Source organism: Pseudothioclava arenosa, from assembly GCF_002358085.1.
Classification (GTDB): domain Bacteria; phylum Pseudomonadota; class Alphaproteobacteria; order Rhodobacterales; family Rhodobacteraceae; genus Pseudothioclava; species Pseudothioclava arenosa.
This window is the reverse complement of sequence record NZ_NTJD01000023.1, coordinates 1-1,635: the sequence shown is the minus strand read 5'-3', so window position 1 is coordinate 1,635 and position 1,635 is coordinate 1. Positions and strand designations below refer to the sequence as shown.

General features: G+C 63.5%; 1 protein-coding gene. It reads right to left on the bottom strand.

The genetic code is table 11. The features are described from left to right. Positions 1-1,635, bottom strand: a 1,635-nt coding sequence (locus CLN94_RS13790; protein WP_245845253.1) for an electron transfer flavoprotein-ubiquinone oxidoreductase, incomplete at both ends; no start/stop codon positions are given.

Below are 1,635 nucleotides of genomic sequence, written 5' to 3'. Positions count from 1 at the left end.
GGCCCATCGCCGCCCTGAGGGGTAGTCCAGGTGATGTTTTGGCTGGGATCTTTGATATCGCAGGTTTTGCAGTGGACGCAGTTCTGGAAGTTGACCTGGAAACGCGGGTTGCCTTCCTCGTCTTCCAGCACCTCGTAGACGCCCGCCGGGCAGTAGCGCTGCGCGGGTTCCGCGTATTTCGGCAGGTTCACCGAGATCGGGATCGAGGGGTCGCGCAGCTGCAGGTGGCAGGGCTGGCTTTCCTCGTGGTTGGTGAACGAGAAGCTGACGTTCGTCAGACGGTCGAAGCTCAGCTTGCCATCGGGCTTCGGATAGTCGATCGGCTTGAACTTCGCCGCTTCCTTGGTCGCCGCAGCGTCGGTCTTGCCGTGCTTCAGCGTGCCGAAGAGCGACACCCCGAACAGGTTGTTCGTCCACATGTCGAGCCCGCCGAAGACCAAGGACGGGATCATCCCCCATTTCGACCACATCGGCTTGACGTTGCGCACCTTCTTCAGGTCCTTGGCGATCGGGCCCGAGCGCAGGTCGGCCTCGTAATCCACCAGCTCGTCGCCCTCGCGCCCGGCGGCAATCGCCTTCGCCGCCGCCTCCGCCGCCGCGATGCCGGACAGCATCGCATTGTGGTTGCCCTTGATCCGCGGCACGTTCACCAGACCCGCCGAGCAGCCCAGCAAAACCACCCCCGGCGCCGTCAGTTTCGGGATCGACTGCCAGCCGCCCTCCGAGATCGCGCGCGCCCCGTAAGCCACGCGTTTGCCGCCCTCAAGCAGTTCCGCCACCATCGGGTGATGCTTGAAGCGCTGGAACTCCATATAGGGGTAAAGATAGGGGTTCTCGTAGTTCAGGTGGACCACGAAACCCACGTAAACCTGATTGTTCTCAAGGTGATAGATAAAGCTGCCGCCGCCCGCGTTCTTGCCCAGCGGCCAGCCCATCGTATGGGTCACCGTGCCCTCGCGGTGCTTCGCGGGGTCGATCTCCCAGATCTCTTTCATGCCGATGCCGAATTTCTGCGGGCAGTGGCCTTCCGAGAGGTTGAACCGCTCCATCACCACTTTCGCGAGCGAGCCGCGCACGCCCTCGCCCAACATCACGTATTTGCCGCGCAGCTCCATCCCCGGCTCGTAGCCCGGCCCCGGCGTGCCATCGGCCTCGCGCCCGAACTCGCCCGCGACGACGCCCGCCACCCGATCCGCGCCGTTTTCATCCTTGGCCCAGACGATCTCGCTGGCCGCCATGCCCGGGAAAATCTCGACGCCCAGCTCCTCGGCCTGCTCGGCCAGCCAGCGGCAGACATTCGCCATCGAGACGATGTATTTGCCGTGGTTCGACATCAAGGGCGGCATCGGCCAGTTCGGGATGCGCATGCCCCCCGACGGCCCGAGGATGTAGAAATTATCCTTCTTCACCTCGGTCGAAACCGGCGCGCCCTTCGCCTTCCACTCCGGGATCAGCGCATCCAGACCCGAGGTATCCAGCACCGCACCCGACAGGATATGCGCCCCAACCTCAGAGCCCTTCTCAAGCACAACAACCTGAAGATCAGGGGCGATCTGCTTCAACCGGATCGCCGCAGACAGACCCGAAGGACCCCCACCAACGATCACGACATCATATTCCATCGACTCGCGTGCG